At 68.5% G+C, this 19,341-nt stretch carries 12 protein-coding genes; 6 read left to right on the top strand and 6 right to left on the bottom strand.

What is annotated here, in order from left to right; translation table 11 throughout:
- Window positions 1–194: 194 nt before the first annotated feature.
- Window positions 195–4,079, bottom strand: a complete 3,885-nt coding sequence (purL, locus tag C1933_RS03000; RefSeq protein WP_108754722.1) for a phosphoribosylformylglycinamidine synthase — start codon at window positions 4,077–4,079, stop codon at window positions 195–197.
- A 1,175-nt stretch (window positions 4,080–5,254) separates the two neighbouring features.
- On the opposite strand from purL, the gene C1933_RS02995 reads away from it, so the two are divergent.
- Window positions 5,255–7,369 carry a glycosyl hydrolase family 18 protein gene (locus C1933_RS02995; protein ID WP_108752129.1) on the top strand — a complete coding sequence of 705 codons (2,115 nt, stop codon included), beginning with the start codon at window positions 5,255–5,257 and terminating at the stop codon, window positions 7,367–7,369.
- A gap of 81 nt (window positions 7,370–7,450) precedes the next feature.
- Here C1933_RS02995 and C1933_RS02990 read toward each other — a convergent pair whose 3' ends face one another.
- Both C1933_RS02990 and xerD read right to left on the bottom strand, forming a co-directional pair.
- A complete protein-coding gene (locus C1933_RS02990; RefSeq protein ID WP_108748466.1) occupies window positions 7,451–8,233 on the bottom strand; it encodes a DsbC family protein in 783 nt (260 codons plus the stop codon).
- 99 nt (window positions 8,234–8,332) lie between these two features.
- Window positions 8,333–9,310 carry a site-specific tyrosine recombinase XerD gene (gene xerD / locus C1933_RS02985; RefSeq protein WP_108752128.1) on the bottom strand — a complete coding sequence of 326 codons (978 nt, stop codon included), beginning with the start codon at window positions 9,308–9,310 and terminating at the stop codon, window positions 8,333–8,335.
- Between the two features lie 56 nt (window positions 9,311–9,366).
- Here xerD and C1933_RS02980 point away from each other — a divergent pair, with 56 nt between their 5' ends.
- The gene (locus C1933_RS02980; RefSeq protein ID WP_108752127.1) at window positions 9,367–9,858 is read left to right on the top strand and encodes an RDD family protein; all 492 of its coding nucleotides are present in this window, start codon (window positions 9,367–9,369) and stop codon (window positions 9,856–9,858) included.
- A gap of 43 nt (window positions 9,859–9,901) precedes the next feature.
- On the opposite strand, the gene C1933_RS02975 is transcribed toward C1933_RS02980, so the two are convergent.
- The 3 genes from C1933_RS02975 to lptF form a co-directional block, all read right to left on the bottom strand.
- Window positions 9,902–10,759, bottom strand: a complete 858-nt coding sequence (locus C1933_RS02975) for a hypothetical protein (protein ID WP_108754721.1) — start codon at window positions 10,757–10,759, stop codon at window positions 9,902–9,904.
- Window positions 10,760–10,921: 162 nt separating this feature from the next.
- On the bottom strand, window positions 10,922–12,022 hold the full coding sequence (gene lptG / locus C1933_RS02970; RefSeq protein ID WP_108752126.1) for an LPS export ABC transporter permease LptG: 1,101 nt from the start codon (window positions 12,020–12,022) through the stop codon (window positions 10,922–10,924).
- Window positions 12,019–13,101, bottom strand: a complete 1,083-nt coding sequence (lptF, locus tag C1933_RS02965; protein ID WP_108752125.1) for an LPS export ABC transporter permease LptF — start codon at window positions 13,099–13,101, stop codon at window positions 12,019–12,021. The genes lptG and lptF overlap by 4 nt, the downstream gene beginning before the upstream one ends.
- 104 nt (window positions 13,102–13,205) lie before the next feature.
- On the opposite strand from lptF, the gene C1933_RS02960 reads away from it, so the two are divergent.
- From C1933_RS02960 to C1933_RS02945, 4 genes are all read left to right on the top strand, one after another.
- The gene (locus C1933_RS02960) at window positions 13,206–14,684 is read left to right on the top strand and encodes a leucyl aminopeptidase (RefSeq protein WP_108752124.1); all 1,479 of its coding nucleotides are present in this window, start codon (window positions 13,206–13,208) and stop codon (window positions 14,682–14,684) included.
- A gap of 96 nt (window positions 14,685–14,780) precedes the next feature.
- A complete protein-coding gene (locus C1933_RS02955) occupies window positions 14,781–15,206 on the top strand; it encodes a DNA polymerase III subunit chi (RefSeq protein WP_108745936.1) in 426 nt (141 codons plus the stop codon).
- A 72-nt stretch (window positions 15,207–15,278) separates the two neighbouring features.
- The gene (locus C1933_RS02950; RefSeq protein WP_108752123.1) at window positions 15,279–18,122 is read left to right on the top strand and encodes a valine--tRNA ligase; all 2,844 of its coding nucleotides are present in this window, start codon (window positions 15,279–15,281) and stop codon (window positions 18,120–18,122) included.
- A 376-nt stretch (window positions 18,123–18,498) separates the two neighbouring features.
- Window positions 18,499–19,326 (top strand): EamA family transporter, encoded by an 828-nt coding sequence (locus C1933_RS02945; RefSeq protein WP_108752122.1) that lies wholly within the window; start codon window positions 18,499–18,501, stop codon window positions 19,324–19,326.
- Window positions 19,327–19,341: the final 15 nt, after the last annotated feature.

The raw sequence follows: 19,341 nt of genomic DNA, 5'->3' as shown, positions 1-19,341 counted from the left end.
TGTCGTGAACCAGTTCACCGTTTTATGCGTTTATGCGGTTATTTCGTTAGAACCACGTGAACATGTCGTAGAACGTGTAACGCGCTGTAACTCGTGGACAGCACACGATATTCACGCAATACAAACAAGAACCCGCCGGGGTTGCCGGCGGGTTTCCATACGTCATCGAATTGGCGCGTGCGCGGGGTGGACGATCAACCGCACCAGACGCGTGCGTTGCGGAACATGCGCATCCACGGCGAATCACCCTGCCATTCAGCCGGCGCCCAGCTCAGGTTGAGCGCGCGCGGGGTGCGCTCGGGGTGCGGCATCATGATGGTCACCCGGCCGTCGCTGCTGGTCAGGCCGGTAATGCCGTCCGGCGAACCGTTCGGGTTCAGCGGGTACTGGCTGGCCACGTTGCCGTTGCCATCGATGTAGCGCAGCGACACGCGCGCGGCCGCCTGGTCCACCGCGTTGGCGAACACCGCACGGCCTTCGCCGTGGGCCACGGCCACCGGCAGGCGCGAGCCGGCCATGCCACGCAGCAGGATCGACGGCGATTCCACCACCTCCAGCAGCGCGGTGCGGGCTTCGAACTGCTCGCTGGCGTTGCGGCGGAACTGCGGCCAGTGCTCGGCACCGGGAATGATGTCCTTCAGCTGGCTCATCATCTGGCAGCCGTTGCACACGCCCAGCGCGAAGCTGTCTTCGCGGGCGAAGAACGCGGCGAAGGCATCGCGCAGCGCGCTGCGTTCCAGCACCGAGGTAGCCCAGCCACGGCCGGCACCCAGCACGTCGCCGTAGCTGAAGCCGCCGCAGGCGACCAGGCCGGTGAAGTCCTGCAGGGCCACGCGACCTTCGATCAGATCGCTCATGTGCACATCGAATGCGCTGAAGCCGGCACGTTCGAAGGCGTTGGCCATTTCAATCTGGCCATTCACGCCCTGCTCGCGCAGCACCGCCACCCGCGGGCGCGCACCGGTGTTGATGAACGGCGCTGCCACGTCCTCGGCGAGGTCGAAGCTGAGCTTCGGCTTCAGGCCCGGTGCGTTGAAGGCACGGGCGATCTCGCGCTCGGCGTCGGCGTTTTCCGGGTTGTCGCGGCGCTTCTGCATGGCGTGGGTGACCGACCACCAGGCGTCGAACAGCGCTTCCCAGCGCCACTCGGCCAGGTTTTCGCCGCCCAGCGACACCCGCACCACCGGTGCGGTGGTCGGCTTGGCGATGCGCTGTGCGCACTCGATCAACGCATGGCGCTCGACCAGATCGGCGAACGCGGCGCGGTCTTCGCGGGCAATCTGCACCACCGCACCCAGTTCTTCGTTGAACAGGCTGCGGAACGGATCATCGCCCCAGGCGTCGAGGGTGATGTCCAGGCCCAGGCGCGAGGTGAAGGCCATTTCGCACAGCGCGGCGAAGGCACCGCCATCGCTGCGGTCGTGGTACGCACGCAGCAGGCCGGCCTGGCGCGCATCGCGGATCAGTTCGAAGAAGCCACGCAGGCGCTGCGGGTCGTCCAGGTCCGGGGCGGCACCGGCGAAGGCCGGCAGGTCGCCGTGGTCGGCATGCACCTGGGCCAGGATCGAACCGCCCAGACGCTGCTTGCCGGCACCGAGGCCGATCAGCCACAGCTCGCTGTCCACCTCGCGGTCGAGCAGCGGGGTCAGCTGCTGGCGCACATCGGCCACCGGCGCGAACGCGGAGATGACCAGCGACACCGGCGACACGCTCTTGTGCGCTTCGCCCTGGTCGTGCCACTGCGCCTGCATCGACAGCGAGTCCTTGCCCACCGGAATGCTGATGTCCAGCTGCGGGCACAGTTCCATGCCCACCGCCTTCACCGCGTCGTACAGCAGCGCGTCTTCGCCCGGGTGGCCGGCGGCGGCCATCCAGTTCGCCGACAGCTTGATCTCATCCAGCGCGTCGACCGGGGCCGCGCACAGGTTGGTCAGCGCTTCGCCCACGGCCATGCGCGCCGAAGCGGCGGCATCGAGCAGGGCCAGCGGCGTGCGCTCGCCCAGCGACATCGCTTCGCCGGCCACGCCGTCGAAGTCGGCCAGGGTGATGGCCACGTCGGCCACCGGCAGCTGCCACGGGCCGACCATCTGTTCGCGCGCGGTCAGGCCGCCCACGCTGCGGTCACCAATGGTGACCAGGAAGTTCTTCGACGCCACGGTGGGGTGCGCCAGCACGCGCAGACCGGCTTCCTGCAGATCCAGCCCGCCGGTCTTCAGCGCCGGCCAGCGCGGGGCCGGCGGGTGCGCGGTGTCGCGGTGCATCTTCGGCGGCTTGCCGAACAGCACGTCCATCGGCAGGTCGATCGGCGCGTCGGCCGGGGTGTGGCCCGGCACGGCGCCATAGGCCACCACCAGGTGTTCTTCGGCCGTGGCCACGCCCACCGCAGCGAACGGGCAGCGCTCGCGCGCGCACAGCGCGGCGAACTCGGCCAGGCGTTCCTGGGCCACGCCCAGCACGTAGCGTTCCTGCGATTCGTTGCACCACAGCTGCATCGGCGACAGCGACGGGTCATCGGTGGGCACCTTGCCCAGGTCGATCACGCCGCCCACGTTCGAATCGTGCAGCAGTTCGGGGATGGCGTTGGACAGGCCACCGGCGCCGACGTCGTGGAAGAACTTGATCGGGTTGTTGGCGCCCATCGCCACGCAGCGGTCGATGACCTCCTGGCAGCGGCGTTCCATTTCCGGGTTGTCGCGCTGCACGCTGGCGAAGTCCAGGTCTTCGGCGCTTTCGCCGGAGGCCACCGAACTGGCGGCACCGCCGCCCAGGCCGATCAGCATGGCCGGGCCACCCAGCACGATGACGGCATCACCGGCCTGCAGCTTGATCTTGTCGACCTGGATGCGATCGATCGCGCCCAGGCCACCGGCCAGCATGATCGGCTTGTCGTAGGCGCGGACCAGATCGGCGCCTTCGGGCAGCTCGAAGCTGCGGAAGTAACCGAGCAGGTTCGGGCGGCCGAACTCGTTGTTGAACGCGGCGCCGCCGAGCGGGCCATCGGTCATGATTTCCAGTGCCGGTGCCATGCGCGGGTTCAGCGCGCGCGGCGCTTCCCACGGCTGCGGCAGCTCGGGAATGCGCAGGTGCGAGACCGAGAACCCGGACAGACCGGCCTTCGGCTTGCCGCCACGGCCGGTAGCGCCTTCATCGCGGATCTCGCCGCCGTTGCCGGTTGAGGCACCCGGGAACGGCGCGATCGCGGTCGGGTGGTTATGCGTTTCCACCTTGATCTGGAACGCGCTGGGCACCTGCGGCTCGCGGCGGTATTCGCCGGTGGCCGGATCAGGGCGATAGCGCGAGGCCGGATGGCCTTCGATCACCGCGGCATTGTCGCTGTACGCGCTGAGCGTGTGCTGCGGGGTCTGCTGGTGGGTGTTCTTGATCATCCGGAACAGCGAACGGTCCTGTTCCTGGCCGTCGATGGTCCAGCTGGCGTTGAAGATCTTGTGCCGGCAGTGCTCGGAATTGGCCTGCGCGAACATCATCAGTTCCACGTCCGAGGGCGAGCGGCCCAGCGCGGTGAAGCGTTCGCGCAGGTAGTCGATCTCGTCCTGGGCCATGGCCAGGCCGAGGCGCTGGTTGGCGGCCTCCAGCTGGTCCACCGGCACGCGTTCCAGTTCGCCGCGCGCCGGGCTGCTGAACAGCGCCTGGCCCTGCTCGGCCGATTCCAGCACCGACTGCGTCATCGGGTCATGCAGTGCCTTCACCAGGGCCTGCTGGGCGGCGGCATCGGCCGGCCAGCCCAGCACGTCGATGCGCAGGCCGCGTTCCACCCGGCTGACCGGCTGGCCGGCACCGCGCACCAGTTCGGTGGCCTTGCTGGACCACGGCGACAGCGTGCCCAGGCGGGGCACCACGACGCGGCTGACCGCACCGTCGGCCACGGCCTGCGCCTGCGGCTGGGCTTCCAGGATGCGGCACAGGGTGGCCACGTCGGGCGCGACCGTGCCTTCGGGCTGCACGAAGTAGACGTGCCAGGCGCCGCTGATGCGCAGGGAGGGAGCGATGGACTGCAGGCGGGATTCAAGACGTTCGCGGCGGAACGGCGACAGGGCGGGCGCGCCCTCGAGGACCATCATGTCCGGGGAACCGTAGTTGGGAAACGGGCCCGACATTGTACCGGAACCGGGGGGTGGGCTTTGGCCGGGCGGCGCCCGGCACCCCGTAGAGTCGAGCTTGCTCGACTGGACCACCAGCCGGAGCAACAGCAACAGCGGGTTTCCTGGGGGATGGCGGGGCGGGTCCGACAGTTTCCCGCGAGCTGCCGGAACTGCACGGGGTCGGATCCCGTTGCCTCGCAACGGGCTCTGACCCCGGATGTGTTGCGATATCTGATGGATCCATCCACGCATGGCGTGGATGAGAGCGAAGCGACCGGCTTCTGCCTCTGCTTCTGCTTTTGATCTTTTCTTCTTGTCTTTCGTGGCTGGCACGCGCAGGAACCTGTCCAGGGCCGGGCGGGTGGGGTCAGGCGGGGTATCCGCGGCATGGATGCCGCGGCTAAGCCCCCATGGACGGGTTTACGGCGTCCCCGCCTGACCCCACCCGCCCGGCCAACCCACGGAAATCCGCTGTTCGCGGCAATCCCCAGCCGCGAGGGGGCCCCGCCGATGGCAGCCAACCGCGCGCCAGCGCCGCCGATGGATCCATCCACGCCATGCGTGGATGAGAGCGAAGCGACCGGCTTCTGCTTCTGCTTTTGATCTTTTCTTCTTGTCTTTCGTGGCTGGCACGCGCAGGAACCTGTCCAGGGCCGGGCGGGTGGGGTCAGGCGGGGTATCCGCGGCATGGGCCCGAGGCATGCCTCGGGCGGGTTGGGCAGGACGCCCAACCCCGGTCTTGCCGTGTGCGCAGGAAAGCGCACACGAGCAAGCCGCGGCTAAGCCCCCATGGACGGGTTTACGGCGTCCCCGCCTGACCCCACCCGCCCGGCCAACCCAAGGAAATCCGCTGTTCGCGGCAATCCCCAGCCACGAGGGGGCTCCGCCGATGGCAGCCAACCGCGCGCCAGCGCCGCTCTTCGCGGGAATCGCGGGAATCCCGGAACCCCGGAATCGCGGAACCATGCGCTGGCTCACGGATTGACCCGGCAATTGATGACAACGTTGTCCCTACCCGGCCAGCCGGACTCTCTCCCCGGCCCGGCCAGGTACCCCGTCCGCTCCCACCGTCGCCTTCCCCGGCGACGCCCGGACCTGCGTTACGCGCGGTGCCATCGGGGCCCGCGCGCCTCTTGGTCGATCGGAGAAACACCATGTACGACACGTTTGTGCAGAGTGCCGATGTACGCAGTGCCGAACCTTCCCCCCGCCGCTGTCGCCCGCGCCGCCTGGCCTGGCTGCTGGCCCTGGCCGCCGGGGCCGCCGCCCTGCCCGGCCTGGCCCAGGCCGCCAGCTGTGCCGGCGTGGCCGAATGGGACCAGGCCAAGATCTACCGGGCCGGCGATACCCTGCAGAAGGCCGGCGTGCTCTACCGGGCCAACCAGGACATCTGGAACGCCCCGCCGGACCACCCGGCCGGTGCGCCCTACTACACCAACCTGGGCGCCTGCGATGGCAGCGGCGCCAACCAGCCGCCGGTGGTCAGCCTGACCTCCCCGGCCAATGGCGCCAGCTTCAGCGCCGGCAGCACGATCACGGTCAACGCCACCGCCAGCGACGCCGACGGCAGCGTCAGCAAGGTCGAGTTCTTCCGCGATGGCAGCTCGATCGGGGTGGACACCAGCGCGCCGTACAGCGCCAGCTGGGCCAACGCCAGCATCGGCAGCCACACCCTGCGCGCGGTCGCCACCGACAACAACAACGCCACCACCAGCACGCCCACCATCACCATCACGGTGAACGCGGCCAGTGGCGATACCACCGCCCCCAGCGTGCCCGGCGGCCTGGCCGTGGGAACGCGCACATCCAGCAGCATCGCGCTCAGCTGGAGCCCGTCCACCGACAACACCGGCGGCAGCGGTGTAGCCGGCTATGACGTGTACCGCAACGGCAGCCTGGTCGGCTCGCCGTCCAGCGCCAGCTATGTCGACGGCGGCCTGACGGCCTCCACCACCTACAGCTACCGCGTGCGGGCCCGCGACAACGCCGGCAATGCCTCGGCGCAGGGCACCGCGACCAGCGCCACCACCCTGGCCGACAGCGGCGGCGGTACCGGCAAGCGGGTCATCGGCTACTTCACCCAGTGGGGCATCTATGGCCGCAACTACCGGGTGAAGAACATCGACAGCAGCGGCTCGGCCGCCCGTCTCACCCACATCAACTACGCCTTCGGCAACGTGCGCAACAACCGCTGCGAAGTGGGCGTCACCCAGGCCTCCGATCCGAACACGGGCGTGGGCGGCGATGCCTTCGCCGACTACACCAAGGCCTTCGGTGCCGGCGAAAGCGTGAGCGGCAGCGCCGATACCTGGGACCAGCCGCTGCGCGGCAACTGGAACCAGTTGAAGCAGCTGAAGGCGAAGTACCCCAACGTGAAGGTGCTGATCTCGCTGGGCGGCTGGACGTGGTCGCGTGGTTTCTCCAGCGCCGCACAACCGGCCAACCGGCAGGCGTTCGTGGCCTCGTGCATCGATGCCTACATCAAGGGCAACCTGCCGGTGACCGACGGCGCCGGCGGCACCGGTGCGGCACTGGGCGTGTTCGACGGCATCGACATCGACTGGGAATACCCGGTGGCCTGTGGCCTGGCCTGCGGCACGCCGGAGGACAACGCCAACTTCACCGCGCTGCTGGCCGAGTTCCGCCGCCAGCTGGATGCGGTGCGCCCCGGGCTGCTGCTGACCGTGGCGGTGGGTGCCGGCATCGACAAGGTGCGGGTGACCGACCCGGCCGCGTACCACCCGTACCTGGACTACATCAACGTGATGACCTACGACTTCCACGGCGCGTGGGATGCGAAGACCAACCACCACTCGGCGCTGTTCGATTCGCCCAATGATCCGTCCACCGGTGATACCGCGCTGTACAACAGCAACGATGCGATCGAGGCGTTCATCAGCCGCGGCGTACCAGCGGCCAAGTTGAACCTGGGCATCGGCTACTACGGGCGTGGCTGGACCGGGGTGGCCAACGCCAACAACGGGCTGTACCAGACCGCCAGCGGTGCGGCGCCGGGTACCTACGAAGCGGGCATCGAAGACTGGAAGGTGCTGAAGAACCTGGCCTGGTCCAGCTACACCGACAACACCGCCGGTGCCACCTGGATCTACAACGGCAGCACGCTGTGGAGCTTCGACACCCCGGCCAACATCACCCGCAAGATGGGGTACGTTAAGACCCAGGGCCTGGGCGGCGCGTTCGTCTGGGAATTCAGCGGCGACGATGCGCAGGGCACGCTGACCAAGGCGGTCAGTGATGGCTTGAAGTAAGCAAAAGGCCGGGGACGCATCGCGTCCTCGGCCTTTCGCAGACGTGCGACATCCGCCGGGGCAAACCCGGCGGCAATTCAATCAACGCTTGGCCGACAGCTTTTCCAGCGCGGCGCGCAGCTGTGCCGGCGGCAGGTAGCCGCCCAGCTGGGTGCCGTCGGGCGCGAAGATGGCCGGCGTGCCATTCACGCCCAGCTGCTGGCCCAGTGCGTACTGCATGGCCACCGGGTTGGTGCAGTTCTTGGCCGGCACACTGCCACCGCGCTTGGCGTTGGTCAGCGCCTGGCGGCGATCGGCCGCGCACCAGACCGAGATCATGTCGGTGTAGTCCTTGCTGCCCAGCCCCATGCGCGGGAACGCCAGGTATTCCACGGTGATGCCGTTGCGGTTGAGCTCGGCGATGTCCTGGTGCAACTTGCGGCAGTACCCACATTCAATGTCGGTGAACACGCTGATGGTGTACTTGGCATTCGGCGCGGCGAACACGATGCGGTCGCCATGGTTGGCCTTGGCCAGCAGGCCACGCCGGTAATCCAGCAGCCCCGCGCTGTTGGCCGGCCCGCGCGCCTGGGTGTCATACGGCTGCGACTGGAACAGGTAGCGGCCATCGTCGGACACGTACAGCAGCTGGCCCGACACCAGCACTTCGCGGAAGCCGGGGAACGGCGCGGCGCCGATGTAGTCGATGGTGAAGCCCGGGTTCAGCGCCGACAGCGCGGTGCGCACTGCCTGTTCGGCGGCAGGGTTGGCCGCCGCCGGCCGGGGGGCCGCAGCAGCAGGTGCCTTGGCGGCAGGCGGCGCCGGCTGTGCACAGGCGGTCAGGCTGAGCGCGCCGAACACAGCGGCAATGGCGAATCGGAGCATGGAGCAACCTGCTGGGAAGATGACTTGCGATTCTGACACAGGCCCGGCAGCGGCACCGCGAACGCGAGCACACACCCGCGCGCGGGTTCAGCCGCCCGCTCAGCCGCGTGGGTGGTGGCGGGCGTGCAGCTGCTGCAGGTGCTCGCGCGCCACCAGCGTGTAGATCTGGGTGGTGGACAGCGAGCTGTGGCCCAGCAGCATCTGCAGCGCGCGCAGGTCTGCACCGCGGTTCAGCAGGTGGGTGGCGAAGCTGTGGCGCAGGCCATGCGGGCTTATCCGCGCCGGATCGATGCCGGCCACCTGCGCGTGCCGCTTGACCAGGTGCCAGAACGCCTGCCGGGTGAGTGCGTGCAGGCTGGGTTCGATGAACAACGGCGTCTGCCCATCGGCAAGCGCCTGCACTCTGCCCTTGCCCACCATCAGCGGGCGCGCGTCGTGCAGGTAACGTTCCAGCCAGTGCTGCGACTCTTCGCCCAGCGGCACCAGCCGTTCCTTGCTGCCCTTGCCGGTCACCCGCAGCACGCCCTGGCGCAGGTTCACGGCCGTGGCCGGCAGCAGCACCAGTTCGCTCACGCGCAGGCCCGCGGCGTACATCAGTTCCAGCATGGCGCGGTCGCGCAGGCCCAGTGGGCTGTCGATATCCGGTGCCGCCAGCAGCGCATCGATCTGGCTCTCGGCCAAGGCCTTGGGCAGCAGGCGCGGCAGCTTCGGCGGGTCCAGCAGCGCACTGGGGTCCTCGCTGCGCTCGCCACGGCGCACCGCATCGGCGAAGAAGGCGCGCAGCGCCGACAGCAGACGGGCGTTGCTGCGCGGCGACCAGCCATGACGCGTGCGCCAGGCCAGGTAATCGAACAGGCCCGGGCGCTCTACCCCGGCCAGGCCGCCATCGCGACCGTCCAGCCAGCGCGCCAGGCCTTCCAGATCGCGCCGGTAGCTGTCCAGGGTGGCGCGGGCCAGCCCGTTCTCGGCCCAGGCCGCGTCCAGGAAACGCTGGATGCGCGCACTGTCTTCGCCGCGCGGCTCGGGCAGTTGCTGGACCAGTTGGCGACGCTCGGCGGGGGTGGAAACAACGGCCATGCACGCAGGATACGTGGGCCGCTGCGGGCAGGGCCAGCTTTGCGTATGCTCGGCGCATGTCCAGCCCCGCCAGTGAAACGGCCCCCGTGGCCGCGCCCGGTTCCGATCGCCCCCGCACGTTGCTGCTGTGGCGCCTGCTGGCCCTGTTCTACGACCTGTGGCCGGTGCTGGCGCTGTGGATGCTGGCCGGCACGGTGTTCACCGTGGCCTATACGGTCAGCGGCCACGCGCAGCGCGAAAACATCGCACCGTTCAGCGCCTGGCAGTGGCTGCTGTGGGCGGTGTGCTGGGTCATCACCGGTGCCTATGCCACGGCCAGCTGGCGGCGCGGCGGGCAGACGCTGGGCATGCGCCCGTGGCGGCTGAAGCTGGAAACGCGCGATGGCACGGCGCTGCGGCGCGGCCAGTTGTGGCGGCGTTTCGCCATGGGCACGCTGTCGCTGCTGCTGGGCGGGCTGGGGTTCTGGTGGGCGTGGCTGGATCGCGAACGCCTGACCTGGCACGACCGCGCCAGTGGCACCCGCATGGTGCGGGTGCCCAAGCGCTGAAGGAATCCGCCGGGCATGGCCCGGCGCTACCACCGCACGCCGGTCAGGCGTCGGGCAGGATCACCGCCGGCTGCGCCCACAGTTCGAAGAACTGCGACGAGAACGCGGTGGCCTTGACGTCATCGGGCACCGGAATCTTGCCATTGAGCTTGCCCTGGGCCTGGGCGAATTCCTGCCACAGCTTCAGGCTGGCCTTCTTCAGGCGCTTCTGCTCACCGGCATCGCTGGCGGCCAGGTACTGCGCGTAGAGGTCGCGCATCGGCTTGCCCTGTTCCTCGAACGCAGCCGGCAGCTCGGGCAGGCTGGTTTCGGTGAACTCGACGGTTGCCTGCGGCGGCTGGTAGCCCAGGGGCCCGAAAGCGGCCCGCAGATCGTCCTCGGCGTCCAGGTATTCGAAGAAACCGGGCACGTTGAAGAGCTTGGTGCGGTAGTCCGACGACGTGTCCGGGCTGTTGGAGACCACCGTGGTCGGCAGTTCGCCCAGCAGGCCCACATCCCAGCTGCGCGGAATGAACAGGCCGGTCGCCTTCACGTACGGGCCGTCGATCTCCACGTCATTGAGCTCGACCTTCGACACCAGCCCGCCGGAATTGGTCTTGTTGGTGACGTACTGCTCGGTGACGATCACGTACTCGCCCAGCGTCGGGTTGATCAGGCCACCGATGCCATCGGCATAGACCACCATGCGCACCGTGCCGATCTTCTCGCTCTGCAGCCGGTGCTGACCGGGTTCCAGGCTGACCGGTACCGTGGTGTGCGCCGGGATGACGTGCGGCTGCGCGTCGATGGTCAGGGTGACCGGCGTGTCGGTGGGGTTGTCGATCTCGAAATCGACCGGACCAGTACAGCCCACCAGCAACAGCAGGGCGGCAAGCGAGGGAAGCAGACGTGCGCGGATCATGTTCATCCTTGAAGTGAAGCGAGATGCGCAACGCGCGCGCTCGCGGTAAAGGCAGGGCCCGCGCGGAAAGGCGCGGACCTGCCGGGTCCTTTGAAACGACGTTCGGGCGCCGAGACGCTGGAGCTCGACGCTACGTGCTGGGTTCGTCGAGCAAGCTCGACGCTACCGGCGCCTGAACAGCCAGCCGGACACCGCCAGCATGACGATGGGCGGCAACGCGTAGGCAATGCGGTAATCGAACTTCAACGCACCGGCCATGCGGCCGAAGAACAACTGCAGCAGCCAGAAGCCCAGCGCGAACAGGATGCCCAGGAACAGACGCTTGCCCATGCCGCCGCTGCGCAGCGAACCGAAGGCGAACGGCACGGCGGCCAGGCACAGCGCCAGCACGTTCACCGGGTAGAACCAGCGGCTCCAGTACACATCCTCGAAATCACGCGCATCCAGGCCGTTGCGCTCGCGGTAGGCAATGCTGGTGCTCAGCTCGGACACGCTCAGGTTGCGCGGCTTGGCGATGCCGGTGGCCAGCGCGCCGGCATCCAGCTTCGAATTCCACGGTTCGCGGGCCACTTCCTGGCGGGTGGCCGAGCGTTCGCCGAAGGTATCGCGGCGCACGCCGGTCAGCACCCAGCCATCCTTGTCGTGCTCGGCAGTGGCGGCATGGGTGAGCGTGGCGATGCGGCCGTCGTCGGCAATCTGGTACAGGCGTACATCGCGCAGGATCAGCCGCGTGCCCTTCTCGCCCACCAGCTGCTCTTCGCCGCTGGCCGCGTTCAGGAAGGTATCGCCCTCGCGCGCCCACATGCCCGAATAGCGGGCCACGGCGATGTCGGTGCCCCACTTGGCGCTCATCTTCAGCGCATCGGCGCGGTTCTGGCCCCACGGGCCCACCGTTTCGGCACTGATCACCATCAACCCGGTCAGCAGCGACAGGGCGATGGCCACCGACACGCTCAGGCGCTTGCGCGACAGGCCCAGCGCGCGCAGCGCGGTCAGCTCGGAGGTGGCCGCCAGCTGGCCCAGCCCCATCAGGGCGCCGATCACCGCAGCGGTGGGGAAGAAGGTGTAGGCGCGGCGGGGCACGGTGTACAGCACCCATGCCGCAGCGTGGCCCAGCGAATAGCCGTTCTTGCCGATGTCCTTGAACTCACCGGAGAAGGCCATCACCACGTCCAGGCCGGTCAGCACCGCCCAGGTGAGCAGCACGGTGGTGAACACCGCACGGCCCAGGTAGAAATCGAAACGCATCGGGCGCAGCTTCATGCGCGGCCTCCCTTCGGGCGGGCCAGGCGGCCATCGCGCGCGTACATCCAGATGGCGAACGCCAGCAGCGGCAGGGTCAGCCACCACAGGCCCAGCGCGCCGGGAATCCTGCCGTCGGCGATCCAGCCGGCGCCGATGAAGGTCAGGTTGGTGCCCACCATGTAGGCCAGCAGGGCCAGCATCATGCGCCCGTAGCGCTGCTGGCGCGGCGAGCTGCGCCCCAGCGGCACGGTCAGCAGGGCGAAGGCCAGCGCGATCAGCGGCGGCGCCAGGCGGCGGTGCAGCTGGGCCTGGGCCTCGGGGCGGTCATCGCCGATCAGCTTCGTGGTCGCCATCAGCTCCGGATCATCGTCCTTGCGCGCCTCGGTACCGTCGGGCAGGGCCACGTCATTGCGGGCGAAGGTGGCCAGCCGGTAATCCAGCGCGCCGGCCAGCGGGCCCTCCAGCTGGTGGCCGTCGTCCAGCTCCAGGAAGCGCTGGCGCGCCCCTTCGAAGTACATGCGGCCGCCGGCGGCGGACACCACTTCCAGGCGGTCGTCCTTCTGCCGCTGCAGGAACACCTTGCCCAGCTGGGTGCCATCGGGCGAGATCGAGGACAGGTAGACCACCCCGCCATTGGGCAGCGGGGTGAACCGCCCGGGCTCCAGGCCGGCCATCAGCACGCTGCGGTTGGCGTCCTGGATCATCTGTTCGGCGGTGCGCCCGGCCCAGGGGCCCAGCCACAGCGAACAGGCGCCCACCACCAGCACCACCGGCACCACCAGCATCAGCAGCGGGCGCAGCAGGCGCTTGGGGCCCACGCCAATGGCGGTGATCACCGCCATTTCCGAATCGCGGTAGAGCCGGGCGATGGCCAGCAGCAGGCCCAGCATCAGCGCCAGCGGCAGGATCAGCGGCATGTAGGCGATGAACTGCAGGCCCAGCTGTGAGAACAGCAGCTTGGCCGGCAGGCGTCCGTCGGCGATGTTGCCGAGGATGTCCACCAGCACGCCGCCCACGCTGACCACCAGCAGGACGATCAGGGTAGCCAGGAAACTCTGGACGAAATCGCCCAGCAGGTATCGGTCGAGCTTCAACATGGGGCGGTGGTTTAAACTCTGGGGTTCGTTCGCGGTGCCGCCCAGTCTACTGTCTGGGCGTAAACGGCCTGCGATTGTACGGACTCGCCAATGGAATCTGCTCAATGGCCCTCGAATTCACCCTGAACCACCTCGCTCCGGCTGCCGCCACCGTTGACTGCCTGGTGGTCGGCGCCTATGCCGACCACAGCCTGACCCCGGCCGCGCAGGCGCTGGACGCCGCCAGTGGCGGCCGTCTGGCCGCCCTTGCCCAGCGCGGCGACCTGTCCGGCAAGACCGGCGCCACCACCCTGCTGCACGACCTGCCGGGCGTGTCCGCCCCGCGCGTGCTGGTGGTCGGCCTGGGCGATGCCGCCCGTTTCGGCGTGCCGCAGTACCTGAAGGCCGTTGGCGACGCCGTGCGCGCGCTGAAGGCCGGCGCCGCCCGCAGCGCGCTGTTCACCCTGTCCGAAGTGGCCATCAAGGACCGCGACGCGGCCTGGGCGATCCGCCAGGCGGTCATTGCCGCCGACCACGCCGCCTACCGCTACACCGCCACCCTGGGCAAGAAGAAGGCCGATGACGCCGGTCTGGCCCAGCTGGCCATCGCCGGTGATGACGCCCAGGCCCTGGCCCAGGGCCAGGCCATCGCCGCCGGCGTGGAGTTCGCCCGCGAGCTGGGCAACCTGCCGCCGAACTACTGCACCCCGGCCTACCTGGCTGAAGTGGGCGTGAAGTTCGCCGCTGAGCACGACGGTGCCGAAGCCGACATCCTCGACGAGACCCAGATGGAAGCGCTGGGCATGGGCTCGCTGCTGGCCGTGGCCCGTGGCTCGGCCAACCGCCCGCGCCTGGTCGTGCTGAAGTGGTCCGGCGGCGGTGACGCCAAGCCGTACGTGCTGGTCGGCAAGGGCATCACCTTCGATACCGGTGGCGTGAACCTGAAGACCCAGGGCGGCATCGAGGAAATGAAGTACGACATGTGCGGTGGCGCCAACGTCATCGGCACCTTCGTCGCGGCCGTGAAGGCCAAGCTGCCGCTGAACCTGGTGGTGGTGGTGCCGGCCGTGGAAAACGCCATTGACGGCAATGCCTACCGCCCGTCCGACGTGATCACCTCGATGTCGGGCAAGACCATCGAAGTGGGCAATACCGACGCCGAAGGCCGCCTGATCCTGTGCGACGCGCTGACCTACGCACAGCGCTTCGAACCGCAGGCCCTGGTGGACGTGGCCACCTTGACCGGCGCCTGCCTGGTCGCCCTGGGCCACCAGACCGCCGGCCTGATGAGCAAGCACGACGACCTGGCCAACGAACTGCTGGCCGCTGGCGAGCACGTGTTCGACCGCGCCTGGCGCCTGCCGCTGTGGGACGAGTACCAGCCGATGCTGGATTCGACCTTCGCCGACGTCTACAACATCGGCGGCCGCTGGGCCGGCGCCATCACCGCCGGCTGCTTCCTGTCGCGCTTTGCCGAAGGGCAGCGCTGGGCGCATCTGGACATCGCCGGCGTGGCCAGCGATGAAGGCAAGCGTGGCATGGCCACCGGCCGCCCGGTGGGCCTGCTCAGCCAGTGGCTGCTGGACCAGGTCGCCCGCGCCTGATGCCGTACCTGCCCCTGGCCGGCGCCCGCCGGCCGGGGCATCCTCCGGCCTGCCCCCGCCCGGCACGCCGGGCCCCTGCCCGACCCGGACCCTGCCATGCCCCGCGCTGATTTCTACCTGATCGCCAAGCCCCGCTTCCTGACCGAGCCGCTGCGCCTGGTCTGCGAACTGGCGCGCAAGGCCAACGACGCCGGGCTGCCCGCCCTGGTGCTGGCCCGCGACCAGGCCCAGGCCGAAGAACTGGACGAACTGCTCTGGTCCTTCGACGAGGACGCCTATATCCCGCACCAGATCGTGGGCGAGGACGTGGACGAGGAAGAGGCCGTGGTGCTCATTTCCATCCCCGGCGACGAAGCGCCGATGCGCCCGCTGGTGATCAACCTGCGCGACGAACCCTGGCTGGGCCAGTGCGAGCGCGTGCTGGAAGTGGTGCCGGCCGACCCGGAAGCGCGCGAACCGCTGCGCGAGCGCTGGCGCCAGTACAAGACCGCCGGCTACGACCTGAACAAGCACGACATGTAAGGCCGCGCCGGCCCCCTTGATGGACCGCTGCCGCGCCCTGATCCTTCAACGATTACCTCCTGGTTCCCCCGCATGACCCAACTCGCCTCCAGCTACGACCCGACGTCCTTCGAGACCGACCTCTACAAGGCCTGGGAAGACGCCGGCCACTTCAAGCCGTCCGGCCAGGGTGAGCCCTACACCATCCTGCTGCCGCCGCCGAACGTGACCGGCACCCTGCACATGGGCCATGCCTTCCAGCAGACCCTGATGGATGCGCTGGTGCGCTACCACCGCATGCGCGGCTACGACACGCTGTGGCAGGTCGGTACCGACCACGCCGGCATCGCCACCGAAATGGTGGTCAGCCGCAACCTGGCGCTGGAAGGCAAGGGCGAGACCCGCGATTCGCTGGGCCGCGAAGGCTTCATCGGCAAGGTGTGGGAGTGGAAGCAGCAGTCCGGTGACACCATCGAGCGGCAGATGCGCCGCCTGGGCACCTCGGCCGACTGGTCGCGCAGCACCTTCACCATGGACCCGCAGCCGTCTGCAGCGGTGGTCGAGGCCTTCGTGCGCTGGCACGAACAGGGCCTGATCTACCGCGGCCAGCGTCTGGTGAACTGGGACCCGGTGCTGAAGACCGCCATTTCCGACCTGGAAGTGGAGAGCGCCGAGGAAGACGGCTTCCTGTGGTCGATCGCCTACACGCTGGACGAAGGCCTGAGCTACGAGCACGTCGAGCGCGATGCCGACGGCGTGGAAACCCTGCGCGAAACCCGCGATTACCTGGTCGTGGCCACCACCCGCCCGGAAACCCTGCTGGGCGATACCGCGGTGATGGTGCACCCGGAAGACGAGCGCTATGCGCACCTGATCGGCAAGCAGGTGGTGCTGCCGCTGACCGGCCGCCGCGTGCCGGTGATCGCCGATGACTACGTGGACCGCGCATTCGGTACCGGCGTGGTCAAGGTCACCCCGGCGCACGATTTCAACGATTACCAGGTGGGCGTGCGCCACAGCCTGCCGATGATCAACCTGTTCACCCCAGTGGCGGCGCTGAATGAAAACGCGCCCGAACGCTTCCAGGGCCTGGACCGCTACGAAGCGCGCAAGGCCGTGCTGGCCGAACTGGAAGACTTGGGCATCCTGGTCGAGACCAAGGCGCACAAGCTGCAGGTGCCGCGCGGCGACCGCACCGGCCAGGTGATCGAGCCCTACCTGACCGACCAGTGGTTCGTGAAGATGGACGAGCTGGCGCGTCGTGGCCTGGAACTTGTGGAAGGTACCGATGGAAAGCCGGGCAGCATCGCGTTCGTGCCGCCGAACTGGATCAACACCTACCGCCACTGGATGACCAACATCCAGGATTGGTGCATCAGCCGCCAGCTGTGGTGGGGCCACCGCATTCCGGCCTGGTTCGATGCCGCCACCGGCAACTGCTACGTGGGCCGAAGCGAAGACGAAGTGCGCGCCAAGCACAACCTGGGCAGCGATGTGCTGCTGACCCAGGAAAGCGACGTGCTGGAAACCTGGTTCTCCTCGCAGATCTGGCCGTTCTCGACCCTGGGCTGGCCGAACGAGCAGGCCATGGCCGAGCGTGGCTTCGACCGCTACCTGCCCTCGTCGGTGCTGGTCACCGGCTTCGACATCATCTTCTTCTGGGTGGCGCGCATGATCATGGCCACCGACAACCTGACCGGGAAGATCCCGTTCAAGGACGTCTACTTCACCGGCCTGATCCGCGACGGCCAGGGCCAGAAGATGTCCAAGAGCAAGGGCAACGTGCTCGACCCGCTGGACATCATCGACGGCATCAGCATCGACGACCTGGTGGCCAAGCGCACCGGCGGCCTGATGCAGCCGAAGATGGTGGAGAAGATCGAGAAGGCCACCCGCAAGGAGTTCCCGGACGGCATTGCCGCCCACGGTGCCGACGCGCTGCGCTTCACCATCGCCGCGCTGGCCACCCACGGCCGCGACATCAAGTTCGACATGAACCGCGCCGAGGGCTACAAGAACTTCTGCAACAAGCTGTGGAACGCCAGCCGCTTCACCCTGATGAACACCGAGGGTGCTGCGTTCACCGGCGTGCCGACCCCGCGCACCGATGCCGAGCGCTGGATCCTGGCGCGCCTGGCCGCGGTGTCGGCCGAGGCACAGGGTCATTACGCCAACTACCGCTTCGACCTGCTGGCGCAATGCCTGTATGAGTTCGCCTGGAACGAGTTCTGCGACTGGTTCCTGGAACTGAGCAAGCCGGCGCTGAACGGTGCCGACGCCGCCGACGCCGACAGCACCCGCCACACCCTGCTGTACGTGCTGGAAGCGCTGCTCCGCCTGCTGCACCCGCTCACCCCGTTCATTACCGAACAGCTGTGGCAGCAGCTGGCCCCGCGCCTGGGCCTGGCCGAAACCACGCTGTCGCTGCGCCCGTACCCGACCGCCGACGAATTCGCCGGTGACTTCGCCCAGGCCGAGGCCGACGTGGAATGGCTGAAGGCGGTGATCAGCGCGGTGCGCCGTGTGCGCAGCGAACTGAACGTGGCCCCGTCCAAGCTGGTGCCGCTGCGCCTGCAGGCCGGCCTCGAACAGGATCGCGTGCGCATCGAACGCTTCAGTGCCTCGCTGTCGTTCCTGCTGAAGCTGGACAGTATCCAGTGGCTGGCCGAAGGCGAAAGCGCACCGCCGGCCGCCGCCGCGATCGTGGGCGAGCTGAAGCTGCTGGTGCCGCTGGAAGGCCTGGTCGACCTGGATGCCGAGCGCGCGCGCCTGGACAAGGAGATCAAGCGCGTGGAAAGCGAGAAGGAAAAGAGCGAGACCAAGCTGGCCAAGTTCACCGACAAGGTGCCGCCGGCCGTGGTCGAGCAGGAGCGCGTGCGCCTGGTTGACTGGAACACCCAGTTGGCGGGCCTGCAGGAACAGCGCGCGAAGCTGTAACACTGCACGGGTGGGATGTGCTTTGGTAGGTGCGGACCTTGGTCCGCACTGCCTTCGCTCTGGTAGGTGCGGACCTTGGTCCGCACTGAGCGACGTGCCAACCAAGGTTGGCACCTACCTCACCGGGCTCTGGTAGGTGCGGACCTTGGACCGCACTGAGCGACGTGCCAACCAAGGTTGGCACCTACCTCACCGGGCTCTGGTAGGTGCGGACCTTGGTCCGCACTGAGCAGTGTGCCAACCAAGGTTGGCACCTACCTCACCGGGCTCTGGTAGGTGCGGACCTTGGTCCGCACTGAGCAGTGTGCCAACCAAGGTTGGCACCTACCCTTCTCTGCTGAGGTTGGCACCCACCACCACATGGCATCATCGGGCGATGCCACTTTCCATCTTCCTGCTGGTGCTGGCCGCTGCTGCGCTGCATGCCAGCTGGAACGCGATCGTCAAACGCGGGCCGGACAAATTCCTCGGCACGGTGCTGGTTACCGGCAGCGCCGCGTTGCTGTCGGCGGCCGCCCTGCCCTTGCTGCCGTTTCCCGCAGCCGGCAGCTGGCCCTGGCTGGCGGCCTCGGTGGTATTGCAGGTGATCTACTACGGGCTGGTGGCGCGCTGCTACCAGCAGGTGGACATGAGCCTGGCCTACCCGCTGATGCGCGGTTGCGCGCCGATCCTGGTCGCACTGGCCGGCAGTCTGCTCGGCCAGTCGCTGCCGCCTGCCGCCTGGCTGGGCGTGGTGCTGGTCAGCACCGGCATCCTGTGCATGGCACTGGGCGCGCGCGGCGGCCAGCTCGGCCTGCCCCTGCTGACCGCGCTGATGATCGCCACCTATACGCTGGTCGATGCACATGGCGCGCGGCAGTCAGGCAATGCGTTGGCCTACACACTGTGGCTGTTCCTGCTGTCGGGCATCCCGCTGCCGGCGTGGGCGCTGTACACCCGCCGCCGCGCCGTGCTGGCCTACGCGCGCCAGCATTGGCCGCTGGGTCTGGCCGGTGGCATCGGCACCACCGCCTCTTACGCGATGGCGCTGTGGGCGATGACCCAGGTACCGGTAGCGATGGTGTCCGCGCTGCGCGAATCGTCCATCGTCTTCGCCCTGCTGATCTCCGTGTTTCTGCTGCGCGAACGCGTGCCGCGCGCACGCTGGCTGGCGGCCGGGTTGATCGTGGGCGGGGTGCTGGCACTGCGGTTGGCACCCGGGTAGCGCCGGGCCATGCCC

This window comes from Stenotrophomonas sp. ZAC14D2_NAIMI4_6 (assembly GCF_003086875.1).
Lineage (GTDB): Bacteria > Pseudomonadota > Gammaproteobacteria > Xanthomonadales > Xanthomonadaceae > Stenotrophomonas.
The sequence above is the reverse complement of the archived record's forward strand: the minus strand, read 5'-3'. Positions and strand labels throughout refer to the sequence as shown.

Excerpts from the sequence above, each read along its gene's own strand:
- purL (WP_108754722.1), bottom strand. The coding sequence starts at position 4,079 with ATGATGGTCCTCGAGGGCGCGCCCGCCCTGTCGCCGTTCCGCCGCGAA.
- C1933_RS02995 (WP_108752129.1), top strand. The coding sequence starts at position 5,255 with ATGTACGACACGTTTGTGCAGAGTGCCGATGTACGCAGTGCCGAACCT.
- C1933_RS02990 (WP_108748466.1), bottom strand. The coding sequence starts at position 8,233 with ATGCTCCGATTCGCCATTGCCGCTGTGTTCGGCGCGCTCAGCCTGACC.
- xerD (WP_108752128.1), bottom strand. The coding sequence starts at position 9,310 with ATGGCCGTTGTTTCCACCCCCGCCGAGCGTCGCCAACTGGTCCAGCAA.
- C1933_RS02980 (WP_108752127.1), top strand. The coding sequence starts at position 9,367 with ATGTCCAGCCCCGCCAGTGAAACGGCCCCCGTGGCCGCGCCCGGTTCC.
- C1933_RS02975 (WP_108754721.1), bottom strand. The coding sequence starts at position 10,759 with ATGATCCGCGCACGTCTGCTTCCCTCGCTTGCCGCCCTGCTGTTGCTG.
- lptG (WP_108752126.1), bottom strand. The coding sequence starts at position 12,022 with ATGAAGCTGCGCCCGATGCGTTTCGATTTCTACCTGGGCCGTGCGGTG.
- lptF (WP_108752125.1), bottom strand. The coding sequence starts at position 13,101 with ATGTTGAAGCTCGACCGATACCTGCTGGGCGATTTCGTCCAGAGTTTC.
- C1933_RS02960 (WP_108752124.1), top strand. The coding sequence starts at position 13,206 with ATGGCCCTCGAATTCACCCTGAACCACCTCGCTCCGGCTGCCGCCACC.
- C1933_RS02955 (WP_108745936.1), top strand. The coding sequence starts at position 14,781 with ATGCCCCGCGCTGATTTCTACCTGATCGCCAAGCCCCGCTTCCTGACC.
- C1933_RS02950 (WP_108752123.1), top strand. The coding sequence starts at position 15,279 with ATGACCCAACTCGCCTCCAGCTACGACCCGACGTCCTTCGAGACCGAC.
- C1933_RS02945 (WP_108752122.1), top strand. The coding sequence starts at position 18,499 with ATGCCACTTTCCATCTTCCTGCTGGTGCTGGCCGCTGCTGCGCTGCAT.